This is a genomic window from Actinomyces minihominis (assembly GCF_900187855.1).
Taxonomy (GTDB): domain Bacteria; phylum Actinomycetota; class Actinomycetes; order Actinomycetales; family Actinomycetaceae; genus Scrofimicrobium; species Scrofimicrobium minihominis.
On record NZ_FYEG01000001.1, the window covers coordinates 100,237 to 113,334 of the forward strand.

Annotated in this window: 18 protein-coding genes; 1 reads left to right on the forward strand and 17 read right to left on the reverse strand. The window is 59.0% G+C overall.

What is annotated here, in order from left to right; all coding sequences use genetic code 11:
- Nucleotides 1-9: 9 nt before the first annotated feature.
- Nucleotides 10-984, forward strand: coding sequence for a type I pantothenate kinase (gene coaA, locus CS903_RS00445; protein ID WP_099331586.1), 975 nt, complete (start codon nt 10-12; stop codon nt 982-984).
- 26 nt (nt 985-1,010) lie between these two features.
- Here coaA and glmM read toward each other — a convergent pair whose 3' ends face one another.
- From glmM to rpsE, 17 genes are all read right to left on the reverse strand, one after another.
- Entirely contained in the window at nt 1,011-2,366 is a 1,356-nt protein-coding gene (glmM, locus tag CS903_RS00450) for a phosphoglucosamine mutase (RefSeq protein WP_099331587.1), read from the reverse strand.
- A gap of 129 nt (nt 2,367-2,495) precedes the next feature.
- Nucleotides 2,496-2,987 (reverse strand): 30S ribosomal protein S9, encoded by a 492-nt coding sequence (rpsI, locus tag CS903_RS00455; RefSeq protein ID WP_099331588.1) that lies wholly within the window; start codon nt 2,985-2,987, stop codon nt 2,496-2,498.
- A 36-nt stretch (nt 2,988-3,023) separates the two neighbouring features.
- Nucleotides 3,024-3,467, reverse strand: coding sequence for a 50S ribosomal protein L13 (rplM, locus tag CS903_RS00460; RefSeq protein WP_099331589.1), 444 nt, complete (start codon nt 3,465-3,467; stop codon nt 3,024-3,026).
- 258 nt (nt 3,468-3,725) lie between these two features.
- Nucleotides 3,726-4,688, reverse strand: a complete 963-nt coding sequence (gene truA, locus CS903_RS00465; protein ID WP_099331590.1) for a tRNA pseudouridine(38-40) synthase TruA — start codon at nt 4,686-4,688, stop codon at nt 3,726-3,728.
- The gene (locus CS903_RS00470; RefSeq protein WP_099331591.1) at nt 4,657-5,469 is read right to left on the reverse strand and encodes an ROK family protein; all 813 of its coding nucleotides are present in this window, start codon (nt 5,467-5,469) and stop codon (nt 4,657-4,659) included. Before CS903_RS00470 ends, truA begins: the two co-directional genes overlap by 32 nt.
- Nucleotides 5,470-5,574: 105 nt before the next feature.
- Nucleotides 5,575-6,084, reverse strand: coding sequence for a 50S ribosomal protein L17 (rplQ, locus tag CS903_RS00475; RefSeq protein ID WP_099331592.1), 510 nt, complete (start codon nt 6,082-6,084; stop codon nt 5,575-5,577).
- Nucleotides 6,085-6,129: 45 nt separating this feature from the next.
- Nucleotides 6,130-7,125, reverse strand: a complete 996-nt coding sequence (locus CS903_RS00480; protein ID WP_099331593.1) for a DNA-directed RNA polymerase subunit alpha — start codon at nt 7,123-7,125, stop codon at nt 6,130-6,132.
- Between the two features lie 119 nt (nt 7,126-7,244).
- Complete coding sequence (gene rpsK, locus CS903_RS00485; protein ID WP_099331594.1) at nt 7,245-7,649, reverse strand: 30S ribosomal protein S11; 405 nt, start codon at nt 7,647-7,649, stop codon at nt 7,245-7,247.
- Between the two features lie 17 nt (nt 7,650-7,666).
- On the reverse strand, nt 7,667-8,035 hold the full coding sequence (gene rpsM, locus CS903_RS00490) for a 30S ribosomal protein S13 (protein ID WP_099331595.1): 369 nt from the start codon (nt 8,033-8,035) through the stop codon (nt 7,667-7,669).
- Nucleotides 8,036-8,196: 161 nt separating this feature from the next.
- Nucleotides 8,197-8,310, reverse strand: a complete 114-nt coding sequence (gene rpmJ, locus CS903_RS00495; RefSeq protein WP_099331596.1) for a 50S ribosomal protein L36 — start codon at nt 8,308-8,310, stop codon at nt 8,197-8,199.
- A gap of 81 nt (nt 8,311-8,391) precedes the next feature.
- Nucleotides 8,392-8,613 carry a translation initiation factor IF-1 gene (gene infA, locus CS903_RS00500; RefSeq protein WP_099331597.1) on the reverse strand — a complete coding sequence of 74 codons (222 nt, stop codon included), beginning with the start codon at nt 8,611-8,613 and terminating at the stop codon, nt 8,392-8,394.
- 134 nt (nt 8,614-8,747) lie between these two features.
- On the reverse strand, nt 8,748-9,656 hold the full coding sequence (locus tag CS903_RS00505) for a type I methionyl aminopeptidase (RefSeq protein ID WP_099331598.1): 909 nt from the start codon (nt 9,654-9,656) through the stop codon (nt 8,748-8,750).
- A gap of 14 nt (nt 9,657-9,670) precedes the next feature.
- On the reverse strand, nt 9,671-10,255 hold the full coding sequence (locus CS903_RS00510; protein ID WP_099331599.1) for an adenylate kinase: 585 nt from the start codon (nt 10,253-10,255) through the stop codon (nt 9,671-9,673).
- The gene (gene secY / locus CS903_RS00515) at nt 10,252-11,544 is read right to left on the reverse strand and encodes a preprotein translocase subunit SecY (RefSeq protein WP_099331600.1); all 1,293 of its coding nucleotides are present in this window, start codon (nt 11,542-11,544) and stop codon (nt 10,252-10,254) included. The genes CS903_RS00510 and secY overlap by 4 nt, the downstream gene beginning before the upstream one ends.
- Nucleotides 11,545-11,707: 163 nt before the next feature.
- A complete protein-coding gene (rplO, locus tag CS903_RS00520; RefSeq protein ID WP_099331601.1) occupies nt 11,708-12,190 on the reverse strand; it encodes a 50S ribosomal protein L15 in 483 nt (160 codons plus the stop codon).
- 2 nt (nt 12,191-12,192) lie between these two features.
- Nucleotides 12,193-12,375, reverse strand: coding sequence for a 50S ribosomal protein L30 (gene rpmD / locus CS903_RS00525; protein WP_099331602.1), 183 nt, complete (start codon nt 12,373-12,375; stop codon nt 12,193-12,195).
- Entirely contained in the window at nt 12,375-13,079 is a 705-nt protein-coding gene (gene rpsE / locus CS903_RS00530) for a 30S ribosomal protein S5 (RefSeq protein ID WP_099331603.1), read from the reverse strand. Before rpsE ends, rpmD begins: the two co-directional genes overlap by 1 nt.
- Nucleotides 13,080-13,098 lie beyond the last annotated feature (19 nt).

The window sequence follows — 13,098 nt, forward strand, 5'->3', positions numbered from 1 at the left end:
GGTAGGCATATGCGGGATACTTGGGCCGTGATCAACGTTGACGTGGGCCATCACAGCCAGAGCCCCTTTGAGCATTTTAGTCGTGACCAGTGGTCGGCTCTCGCCTCGCAGAGCCCACTGCCACTTACGGAAGACGACGTAGAGGCCATCGCCTCACTGGGTGACCCCATCAACCTCTCTGAGATAAATGCAATTTACAGGCCGCTCTCCGCCCTCCTTCAGCTCTATGTCGATGGGACCTGGCGAACGAGGGCGGCCAGACGCTCCTTCCTCCACGAGGGATCCCACAACACCCCGTTCGTGATCGCCGTTGCTGGGTCCGTCGCAGTCGGTAAGTCAACTGTTGCGCGACTCCTACGCCTTCTTCTTTCGCGGTGGGCCCGCACCCCACGCGTCGACCTGGTTGCCACAGACGGCTTCCTCCTGCCGAATGCCGAGCTGAAGCGTCGCGGCCTCCTCGAACGCAAGGGATTTCCAGAGTCTTACGACAGGGTCGGCCTCATCGATTTCGTAGCTCGGATCAAGGCGGGTCATGAGAGCGTTACCGCCCCCGTCTACTCGCACGTCACCTACGACATTGTGGAGGGCGAGTTCGTGACCGTGAACCGCCCGGACATCCTCATCGTCGAGGGTCTCAATGTTCTTCAACCGGCTCGCATCGGTCCTGAAATACCCGGGGTCGCACTCTCTGACTACTTTGACTTCCAGCTCTACGTTGATGCCGACCCCGAGGATATTCGGGCCTGGTACGTGGACCGCTTCCTGCAGCTTCGCCACACCGCGTTCTCGGACCCGAGGTCGTACTTCCGCAACTACGCCAAGCTAACGGACCGACAGGCGCACGAAACGGCACTCCGGCTGTGGAACACGATCAACATGCCGAACCTGGTGGAGAACATTGAGCCCACCCGCCCTCGCGCCACAATGGTGCTGCGAAAAGCCGCTGACCACAGCATCCAGGATGTGTATCTCCGGAAGATGTAGCCAGCGGCTTCGCAACGCGGTTGGGACTAAAGCGTGAGGTGCTTCTTCACGGCATCTCCCAGCAGCTCGGCAAGACCATCGGCCTGCAGCTGGGTTGGTGCCTCCACCATGACTCGAACCAGAGGTTCGGTGCCTGAGGGTCGCATGAGGACCCGGCCCCCATCTCCCAGCAGACGCTCAACGAACCCGACGGCCTCGACAATCTCGGGGTGATCCAGCCCGTTGCGATCGATTCCCGAGACGTTCAGGAGGGTCTGGGGCAGACGCGGGATGTCCGACACAAGCGCAGAGAGCGACTTACCGGACATCTTGACCATGCGCGCAATCAGCATGGAGGTAAGGATGCCGTCTCCGGTGGTGGCGTACTCGGCAGCAATAACGTGACCGGACTGCTCACCGCCAAGGGAGAACCCGCCCTCACGCATGGCTTCGAGGACGTACCTATCGCCTACTGCGCTCTGAACGATGGTGATACCTTCGGCTTCCATCGATTTGACGAGGCCGAGGTTCGACATCACCGTCACCACCAGGGTGTCATTGTTCAGTTTGCCTTCGCTGCGGAACTGGCGAGCTAGAGCACCCATGATCTTGTCCCCGTCAACCAGGTTCCCTGAGCCATCGACGGCCAGGCAGCGGTCGGCATCGCCGTCATAGGCGACACCAAAGTCGGCGCGCGAGGCAACTGTGGCAGCTTGAAGTTGCTCCGGGTGGGTCGAACCACAGTTGTCATTGATGTTTCGACCATCGGGGGACGCATTTATAACCACCACGTCCGCACCACTGCGGCGCAGTGCCTCGGGGCCGAACACCGAAGCGGCACCGTTGGCGCAGTCAACGGCAATTCTTAGCCCGGTGAGGTCGGTTCCGCAGGACTCTACCAGGTGGTCAACATAGCTCTTTTCAGCCAGGTCGTCGTCGTACCAGACCTCACCCACAGCGGCGCCAATCGGGCGGTCCCAGGGCTTATCAAGAAGGGCCTCAATCTCATCTTCAATGGCATCTTCAAGTTTGAACCCACCGCGGGCAAAAAACTTGATGCCGTTGTCAGGCATCGGATTGTGGGAGGCCGAAATCATCACACCGAGGTCGATTCCCTCTGCCGTGGCGGTGACGTGAGCCACCGCGGGGGTGGGGACGACTCCCACGCGGATCACATCCATTCCAGCTGCCGCTAGACCGGCTGCTAGAGCGTGATCCAGGAACTCACCCGAGATACGGGTGTCGCGACCGATGATGGCCCGGGGGCGACGTGAGCCGCGCGCCTTCTTATCAGTCTTGCCGATTCGCCTTGCTGCCGCCTCACCAAGTGCGAGAGCCAGCTCCGCTGTGATATCGCGGTTTGCCAGCCCGCGGACACCATCGGTACCAAATAGTCTGCCCATCTTCAGCCCTTCTTCTGTTGGTCCCCTACGAGGCTACCCCCGGTGGACCGATCGTTTAAGTATAGAAAGTCCCCGACACACAGGGTGTCGGGGACTTTCCAAAGTGTCTCGAGTACTCGACTGTAACGATTAACGCTTCGAGTACTGGGGTGCCTTACGTGCCTTCTTGAGGCCTGCCTTCTTACGCTCTACAGCGCGGGCATCTCGCGTAAGGAATCCGGCCTTCTTCAGTGCGGGACGGTTGGCCTCACGGTCAATCTCGTTCAGCGCACGGGAAACACCAAGACGCACTGCGCCGGCCTGACCCGAGGGGCCACCGCCGTGAACACGAGCGATAACGTCAAAACGTCCCTCGAGGTCGAGCAGAGCGAACGGTGAGTTCACCAACTGCTGGTGCAGCTTGTTCGGGAAGTAGTTGTCGAGCTTACGACCATTGATGGTCCACTCGCCGGTGCCGGGAACCAGGCGCACACGGGCGACTGCTTCCTTACGGCGTCCAAGCCCTGCGCCCGGTGCGGTGATCGAAGCGCCAGCGCCGGGAGCTGAACTCTCAGATTCAGATGTGTACGAGCTGGGAACGACTTCCTCTTCCAGCTCCAAAACTTCGGTGGTCTCAGCCACGGTTCTCCTAAAAAGTCTCTGCCGTCGGCGCCCGAGTTACTGGGCGACCTGCTTCAGCTGGTAAGGGGTGGGCATCTGAGCGGCATGGGGGTGCTCAGGACCCGCGTAGACGTGCAGCTTCTTGATCTGCTGACGACCAAGAGAGTTGTGAGGAATCATGCCCCAAACAGCCTTCTCAATCGCGCGCTCAGGGTGCTTGTCCATGAGGGTGCGGTAGGACACCGTCTTCAGGCCGCCCGGGAAACCGGAGTGGCTGTATGCCATCTTCTGATCAAGCTTGTTGCCCGTGAGGACGATCTTGTCTGCGTTGATCACGATAACGTAGTCGCCCATGTCTGCATTGGGAGCAAACGTCGGCTTGTGCTTGCCACGGAGCAGCGTGGCGACCTGGGCGGAGAGACGTCCGAGGACGGCATCAGTTGCGTCGATGACGTACCACTTCTTGTCCGCATCGCCAGGTTTCGGTGAGTAAGTGCGCACCTGTCTAGCCTTCAATTCTTTTCATTTGGAACGGAGTCTCACACTGCCAGCGGGCGGCGGCCGGAGTCCCTGTTCACTTTAAAGTCACCGTTGCGTGGAGCAGACATAAGTCCGGATTTCACGGAGCGTCTGGCGTATAGAACGAGTGGGAGGTGTTCAGTACACGGACCACACAACAGCGTCCAGTGTATAGACCGGTGTTCACAACGGTCAAAGGTGCCCGAAAAATGTGCCTGACTCCTCAGTCGCCTCACCCACTTAGCAACCACAGTCTTCCGCCCCCGGGAGAGTGCGCAGACGGCGCGCCCGACCAGACTGAAGTGCCCATTCCGTCTCCGGCGGATAGCTCACACCTAGAAGTGTCAGTCCCCGGGCGGGAGCAACGGGAACACCGTGTCCTCGCGTGGGTTGGTCGACCAGGGACCGGGCCCACGCGGCGGTTTTCGCCCCGCGTCCGACCTCGACGAGGGCGCCGACAAGGGACCGCACCATCGAGTGACAGAACGCATCGGCCTCGACGTGGACTTCGACGGCACCGTCCGCCTTACGCTCAACATCTAGTCGACGCAGGGTACGGATTGTTGTCGCGCCCTCCCGCGGCTTGCAGAAGCTAAGGAAGTCGTGTTCACCAAGCAGTTGTTGGGCTGCATCCCGCATCTGATCGGTACTCAGGGGTCCGGTGCTAGTCCACCAGTGGTTGCGCCGAGTGAGCGGATCCCGCGACTCGGCGGCGTCAACAATGAGGTACTCATAGGAACGCTGCAACGCTGAGAATCGGGCATCAAAGTCCCCTGACACCTGGGAGACCCGGGTGAGAATGACATCCGACTCTCCCTTCGCGAGGATGCCGCGGGACAGCTCAGCGCCCTCAAGCACCCTTCGCCAGCGCTCCGAGTAGGACGCTCCCAGCAGCGCATTGAGGCGGTCACGAAAAGCTCTTAGGTCGCCCTCTGTAAAGTTCCCGAGCGCTCTCGGGAAGGTCGGCAACCCCTCGCCGTTGACCTGGCCCACGATGTCCAGGTGCGCCACCTGCGCCCTGGCGTGGACGCCGGCATCAGTGCGTCCCGCAACAGTCAGTCCTGCCGGTTGGCGCAGGATGGTGGCGAGGGCGGCTTCGACCTCACCCTGAACCGTACGCAGTCCATCCTGCTTGGCCCAGCCGTGAAAGTCAGTGCCGTCGTAGCGAAGATCAAGGCGAAGTCGTCGAGTCTGATCTATCATCACGCCCCCCTTCCCCTCCTAGGTGCGGCAGCTCCCAGGCCCGTACACCCCCGAAAATCCCCGCTTCGTTACGAACGAAGATGATGTTCTCTGAAAGGGAGTTTCGCGGGGGCATGATAATCCGGGAGGCATTTCCGCCCCCAACGTATAGGCGGTCCCACATGTAGACCGGACGGAAGCCATCGATAACCCGGCGGATTCGCCGAGACCAGTGGGCGTCGCCCAGTCGAAGCCGTTCGTGCTCTCCAATGTAGTCGTCATAGGTCAGTCCCCAGCGGACCAGACCCTGCGAGAGCTCAGCATGGGGGGCCAGGACCCCCGAGTTGAAGACTGCGTTCCCGAGGCCGGTTCCCAGGGTGATGATCATTTCGAGGCCGGTCCCTGTGATGACTCCGGCCCCCGCCACCTCAGCATCGTTGAGGACCAGGGCAGGAAGCCCAAAGGCCTCCTCAATAGCACCCTTCATATCGAAGCCCTGCCACAGGTCCCGCAGTTCTGGCAGCACCTTCGAACGGGGGCCGTCCCTGGTGATGTAGTGCGGGGTGGCTATGACACGTCCGTGGCGAATCATCCCCGGCATTCCCACCGTGACACGGTTGGCCGCGGGGAGAAGTTCAGCGATCTGGACGATCGTTGCAACCAGCAGCTCAGGCGACAGCGGATACGGCACTCGGCGGCGAACGGGGGTGCTCACAACGGTGCCGAACTCATCCACCACGGAGCCCTTGATGCCACCCCCACCGCAGTCAATGCAGAGGGTGAGAGAACGGTTGCTTGCCATGACACCAACCTACCTTCCCACCAAGCTAACTCTGACCCATGGGAGCACTGCCAAATGAAGATCGCCCGGATCCAAAGGAACCGGGCGATCAACTTGATACGTGAGTTACTTGTCGTCTTCTTCGACAGCTACCTCTTCGGTCGGGGCGACCTCGTCGACAACTACCTCTTCGACAACGGGCTCCTCAACGACAGCTTCGGCAACCGCTGCAGCAGCGATGTTCTCAGCAGTCTTGACCGTAGCCTTCTTGACGACTGGCTCAAGAACAACCTCGATGACGCACATGGGGGCGTTGTCGCCCTTGCGGTTGCCAACGTGGGTGATGCGGGTGTAACCGCCATTGCGAGCCGGGTCGATCTCAGGGGTCAGAACATCGAACAGTTCGTAAACTGCGTCGCGATCCTGGATCTTCTTGGCAACGATACGTCGATCGTGGATTGAACCTGACTTCGCCTTGGTAATCAGCTTCTCAAAGTAAGGCTGAAGAGTCTTCGCCTTAGCCTGAGTGGTCTTCAACGAACGGTTGTAGATCAGCTGGGTCGAAAGATTCGCCAGAATCTTCTTCTGGTGTGACGCGCTGGCGCCGAGCCGGGGGCCCTTCTTAGGAGTGGGCATGAATGCTCCTGAATAAACTTAAAGTTGGATCAAAAAGTGGTTGGGCTAGAGGCCCAGATCATCACTGAAGATGGACTCTCCGGCTTCGCCACCCTCACCGGGCAGTACCGAGTCCTTGAGGGCCATCCCGAGGCCCGCCAGGGCCTCCTTGATTTCCTCAATCGACTTGGTTCCGAAGTTACGGATGTCGAGCAGGTCAGCCTCGCTGTGAGCGACCAGTTCACCGACGGTGAGAATACCGCGGCGACGCAGGGCGTTGTACGAACGGGACTGCAGGTTCAGTGTTTCAATCGGCAGCGCCAGGTCCGCAGCCAGGGTCTCATCGGTGGCGGCAACGCCAATCTCGATTCCCTCGGCCTCGACGTTCAGGTCGCGTGCCAAACCGAACAGCTCAACAAGTGTCTTACCCGCCGATGCGACAGCATCACGAGCGGCGATAGACGGCTTCGTTTCCACGTCGAGGACGAGGCGGTCGAAGTCGGTTCGCTGCTCAACACGCGTCGCCTCAACACGGTACGTAACCTTGAGGACGGGCGAGTAGATGGAGTCCACGGGGATCTCGTCATAAGAAGCATCAAAGTGCTTGTTCTGAGCCGATGAAACGTAGCCACGGCCACGCTCCACAGTCAGCTCCGCCTCCAGCTTGCCGCGCTCATTCAAAGTCGCGATCAGCAGGTCCGGGTTGTGAATCTCAACGCCGGTCGGAGGGGTGATGTCTGAGGCAAGAACAACGCCGGGACCTGATTTACGCAGGTACATGACCACCGGCTCATCATTGTCCGAAGACAGAACCAGCTGCTTGATGTTCAGGATGATCTCAGAAACGTCTTCCTTCACACCCTCAATCGTCTCGAACTCGTGGGGTACGCCTTCGATACGGAGTGAGGTGACTGCAGCGCCCGGAATGGACGACAGCAGTGTGCGACGGAGAGAGTTGCCAAGCGTGTAGCCAAACCCAGGCTCAAGAGGCTCCAGGGTAAAGCGCGAACGATTATCGGAAATGACTTCTTCAGTGAGGATTGGTCGCTGTGCAATAAGCACGTTGATTCCTTTCTTCTCGGTGACCGCTATATGACACCGAGGGCGGATCCGCGCGGGGCGGGAAGTTACCTATGAGATGTTCCCGAGGGCGGCCGGAGCCGCCCACGGGAGGAAGTCAACTAGCCGCGTCGACGCTTGGGGGGACGGCAACCATTGAATGCCTGGGGGGTGACATCCTGAATGGTGCCAACCTCAAGCCCAGCTGCCTGAAGCGAACGAATTGCGGTCTCGCGGCCCGAACCCGGACCCTTGACGAAGACATCAACCTTCTTCATGCCCTGTTCCTGGGCACGGCGCGCAGCTGCTTCTGCAGCAAGCTGAGCGGCGAAAGGAGTCGACTTACGTGAACCCTTGAAGCCAACCTGGCCGGAGGAGCACTGTGCAATCACGGCACCGGTGGTGTCGGTGATGGAGATGATCGTGTTGTTGAACGTCGAACGGATGTGTGCCTGTCCGTTGGTTACGTTCCTACGCTCTTTACGACGCGGCTTACGCGCGGTCGTGGCGCGGGTCTTCTGTGCCATGTGTTCTACCTACCCGTCTACTTCTTCTTACCGGCGACAGTGCGCTTCGGTCCCTTGCGGGTACGTGCGTTGGTCTTGGTGCGCTGTCCGCGTACCGGCAGGCCACGACGGTGGCGCATGCCCTGGTAGCTACCGATCTCGATCTTGCGACGAATATCGGCCTGAACTTCGCGTCGCAGGTCGCCTTCAACTTCAAAGTTGGCGTCAATGTACTGACGAAGGGCAACCAGGTCTTCTTCCGAGGTGTCCTTCACGCGCAGGTCGGGGTTGATGCCCGTTGCCGCAAGCATTTCTTTCGAACGGGTACGGCCAATGCCGTAAATGTAGGTAAGCGCAACCTCAAGCCGCTTGTCGCGGGGGAGGTCAACGCCGGCGATACGTGCCATGTTCCTTTTGCTCCATTGTTTTCGAAGGTGTCACTTTCTCTACTGCGACATTGCTCTTACGCGCAGCCCCGGCCTTCGAACCGAGGGTCCCCGGACATTTGTCCGGTTCGAGAAAGCACTTCCATTGCCACCCGGTGACCCGGGCGCCATTCTGACCTAGGTCAGCCCTGGCGCTGCTTGTGGCGGGGGTTCTCGCAAATCACCATGACGATGCCGTGGCGACGAATCACCTTGCACTTGTCACAGATCTTCTTAACGCTTGGTTTAACTTTCATTGCTTTTCCTTTGTCGCTGACGCGACTGTCGAGGCCTCTTCCCCCGAAGCAATGCTCCGAACGAAGTTAACCAACCTGGCCTTACTTGTACCGGTAGACGATCCGTCCCCGGGTCAAGTCATATGGGCTGAGCTCTACAACTACGCGGTCATCCGGCAGTATTCGGATGTAGTGCTGACGCATCTTTCCAGAGATGTGCGCCAGAACGATGTGTCCGTTTTCGAGTTCGACACGAAACATCGCATTGGGAAGTGCCTCAACAACATTTCCTTCGACTTCGATCACGCCATCTTTTTTTGCCATAAAGTCCGCAAGTCCTTAACTTAGCCAGTGGCATCCAAAATGAGTATGCCCGACTGTTTAGCCTAGTCGAGTAATCCCAGTCGAGAAAAGAGCAGGGCCGTCCGAGTTAGCGAACTCACGAAAGTCGCTGGTGTCTAGACAGTGAAGTCTGTGATTGGGGTAATCCCGTAGGGCGCCAGGGCCGTGGCTCCGGCATCAGGGGATGTCAACACTGAAATTCCCTTAGTACCGATGGCGACCGTATGCTCCCAGTGGGCCGCATCCGTACCCTCAATCGTCACAACCGTCCAGTCATCGTCGAGGACTGTCGAGGACGAGTCCCCCGCGATTACCATCGGCTCAATGCAAAGTGCCATACCGGGAACGACCTTTGGGCTGCGACCGCGGGTGCGGTAGTTGTAGACGGTGGGATCCTCATGGAGGTTGTTCCCAATCCCGTGCCCGGTGTATCCCTCAATGATCTCCGGCGTCCACCCCTGCTCTGCCTTAATCCCGGGGGCTCGCTCATCAACGAAGTCCTCAATCGCGGCACCGATGTCATTGATCCGCCGGGCCTTCGCGACAGCTGCGATTCCCGCCCACATCGAACCCCGCGTCACCGCCGACAGGGCGCGGCGTCGTTCGAGGTCGACGGTACTGACACCGTCAACGATCTCGGTGGAGTGTTCGCCATTCACAAACCCCGCGTCGGTGATGTGGCGGTCCCCCACTATCACCGTTACCGCGGCGTCACCGTGCCACTTCTTGCCATCGCGAACCACGTAGGCGCCACAGTCGTATGACACGATGTCGCCCAGCTGCAAGGTGCGTGAGCCAGGGATCCCGTGAACGACCTCGTCATTCACCGAAATGCAGACAGTTGCTGGAAATCCCTGATAGTGGAGGAAGTTTGGCTTAGCGCCGGCGCGTGCCACAACCTGCGCCACGACCTGGTCAAGTTCCGCCGTGGTCTTTCCCGGCGCCGTGGCCTCGATTAGTGCCGAGTGAATGGCAGCGACAACCTGCCCGGCTTCACGCATGTACTCCAGCTCAACATTCGACATCACAGTCGGTCGCCTCACTTGCTGCACAGCCCCTTTGAGGACAGGACAGCCAGGATATCCTCGTGGATCTCCTCGCGTGTCTTAGCGGCATCCACGACCTCAAGAAGGTCCTGATCCGCATAGTAGGTGGCAATCGGCTCTGTGAGCTCGTGGTAGTCCTGCAGTCGCTGCACGAAAACCTCAACTCGATCATCCGAACGTTTTTCAATGCCGGCGCGCATCTGAAGTCTCTCGACAACGACTTCCTCAGGGGCCTCAAGTTCGATTACGACATCTAGTGAGACACCGCGCTTGGCAAGCAGATCACGCAGTGCGTGCGCCTGGTTCAGGTTGCGGGGAAAGCCGTCAAGGATGAAGCCGTCCTCGACATCCGGGGCGGAGAGTCGCGCATCAACCATCGGGACCGTAATTGAGTCGGGGACAAACTTACCGCGAGAGATGTAGCTGTCCGCGAGGCGACCCAACTCTGTCCCCTCATCGATGTTGCTGCGAAAAATCTGTCCGGTTGAGACGGTCGGAATACCGAGCTTCTCTGCCAGCCAGGTGGCCTGCGTTCCCTTGCCTACTGCAGGTGGTCCCAGAAAGATCACCCTGGTCACTTGAGGAACCCCTCATAGTGATGTTGCTGCAGCTGAGAGTTAATTTCTTTAACCGTTTGGAGGCCAACGCCAACCATGATCAGCAGGGTCGTGCCACCGAACGGCATCTGACCGGGACCAAGCCTCAGTGGAACCATCAGAATGGAAGGAAGGATCGCAATGATCGCCAGGTAGAGGGCACCCACCGTGGTGATTCGGTTGATGACATAGCGCAGGTAATCAGCGGTTGGCTTACCAGCGCGGTAGCCCGGGATGAACCCGCCGTAGCGTTTCATATTGTCCGCGACCTCATCCGGGTTGAACGTAATCGAGGTGTAGAAGAACGCGAAGGCGATGATAAGCAGTGCGTTCATCACCATGTACCAGCCGTCCTGGCCGGAGAAGTTACGACCGATCCACTGGACCCATGCCGAGTTCGGATCCCCGAACTGGGCGATCAGAGGCGGCAGACCAAGAATAGAGGTCGAGAAGATCACGGGGATAACACCCGCCATGTTGATCTTGAGAGGAATGTAGGTGGTCGTTCCACCGTAGGTTCGGCGTCCAACCATGCGCTTGGCGTACTGAACAGGGATCCGTCTCTGGGCCTGCTCCACGTATACAACCGCGACAGTGACGGCCAGAATAATCAGAAGGATGACCAAAACGGTGGTCCAACCACGGGTCAATCCGATGTCCCACAGCTGCATCGGCATCGTGGAAACAATCGAGGTGAAGATCAGCAGAGACATACCGTTGCCGACACCGCGTTCGGTAATTAGTTCACCGAACCACATGATGACGGACGTGCCTGCGGTCATGACCAGAACCATGAACAGGTAGGTCGTAAACGTCGCATTAGGAATAACGTCGCTGGCACAGTTCGGGAACATCTGGCCCGAAGCAGCCATAGAAATCATGGTGGTGGACTGTAGAACAGCCAAGAAGATCGTCAGGTAGCGGGTGTACTGTGTCAGCTTTGACTGACCCGACTGTCCTTCAAGATGAAGGTCCTGCAGTCGGGGAACAGCGACCCTCAGCACCTGGATGATGATCGAGGCCGTAATGTACGGCATGATCCCCAGCGCAAAGACTGAGAGCTGCATAAGCGCGCCACCGGAGAACAGGTTGAACATGTCCAGAAGGGACGTTGACTCCTGTTGCGCCAAGCAGGCGTTGACGTTAGAAGCTGACACTCCCGGAGTGGGAACGAACGTCCCAAGGCGGTACAGAGCCATGATCAACAGCGAGAAGAGGATTTTCCGTCGTAGATCAGGCGTGCGGAATGCCTGTGCGAAAGCCTTGAACACACGTCCTCCATGCCCCAAAAGGGGTGAATAGCCAAAATTGCGCAGTCGTCTAGTCATCAAGACTAACTGCAGAGCAGGTTCACGTTACCTGCTTCGACGAAACAGGCACAAATTATGTGGAAAAAGTGGAGGGCGTCAAACTTCTGACGCCCTCCACTCTCTACTAGCGAGCGACTAGGGAGCCGCCTGCTTCCTTGATTTTTGCCTCAGCGGAAGCCGACCACTTGTCGACCTCAACCTGAAGCGCTACGTTGAGCTCTCCCCCGCCCAGAACCTTTACAAGTTCGCCCTTGCGAACCAGGTTCTTTGCGACGAGATCCTCGACGGTAACGGTGCCACCCTCCGGGTATGCCTCAGCCAGGGTATCCAGGTTGACAACCTGGTACTCGACGCGGAACGGGTTCTTGAACCCGCGCAGCTTCGGCAGACGCATGTGAAGGGGCATCTGGCCACCCTCGAAACCGAGGGGAACCTGGTAGCGAGCCTTGGTACCCTTGGTACCGCGACCAGCGGTCTTACCCTTGGAGCCTTCACCACGACCCACACGAGTGCGAGCCTTCTTGGCGCCCGCAGCAGGGGCCAGGTGGTGCAGCTTCAGGACTTCACCCTCGGCGGGCAGGTTAGCGTTCTTCTTCTTAGTTGCCATACCTACTTCGCCTCCTCTACTTCAACCAGGTGCCTGATGGTGCGGATCTGACCGATGACAATCGGGGTGTCCTCACGTACAGTCTTCTGACCGATCTTCTTGAGACCCAGGGACTTTGCAGACTCCTGGATGTTCTTCTTCTGACCAGAAATGGACTTCTTAAGAGTGATCTCAAGTTTCGCCATTAGTTGCTCACCCCCGCAGCTGCCTTCTTGGCTTCTGCGTCTTCAGCAGCAGCCTTCTTCTCAGCAATTCCCTCGGCGCGTGCGCGAAGCATTGCGGCGGGAACGACGCGTTCCAGCGGCAAGCCACGGCGTGCGGCGACGGCTTCGGGCTCCTCTAGCTCCTTCAGTGCAGCAACAGTCGCCTTGACGATGTTGATGGCATTGGAGGAACCAAGGGACTTGGTGAGGACGTCGTGGATACCAGCGCACTCGAGTACTGCGCGGACCGGACCACCGGCGATAACACCGGTACCCGGAGCGGCAGGACGCAGCATGACGACGCCTGCGGCATCCTCACCCTGAACCTTGTGCGGGATCGAACGGCGAACCATCGGGACACGGAAGAAGTTCTTCTTTGCCTCTTCTACGCCCTTGGCAATAGCCGCGGGAACTTCCTTGGCCTTGCCGTAGCCGACGCCAACCATACCCTCGCCGTCACCGACGACCACGAGTGCGGTGAAGGAGAAACGACGTCCACCCTTCACAACCTTCGACACGCGGTTGATCGTTACGACGCGCTCCAGGTACTGGTTACGTTCCTGTTCACGGCGGTTGTCACGACGGCCTTCACCGCGGCCACCACGGCCCCGGCCCTGACCTGCTCCATCGCGGCTCTGGCGCGCGGAGCTGTCCTGATCGTTATTACCTCGCTGCTGTGCAGCCATCAGATACTCTCTCTTCCTT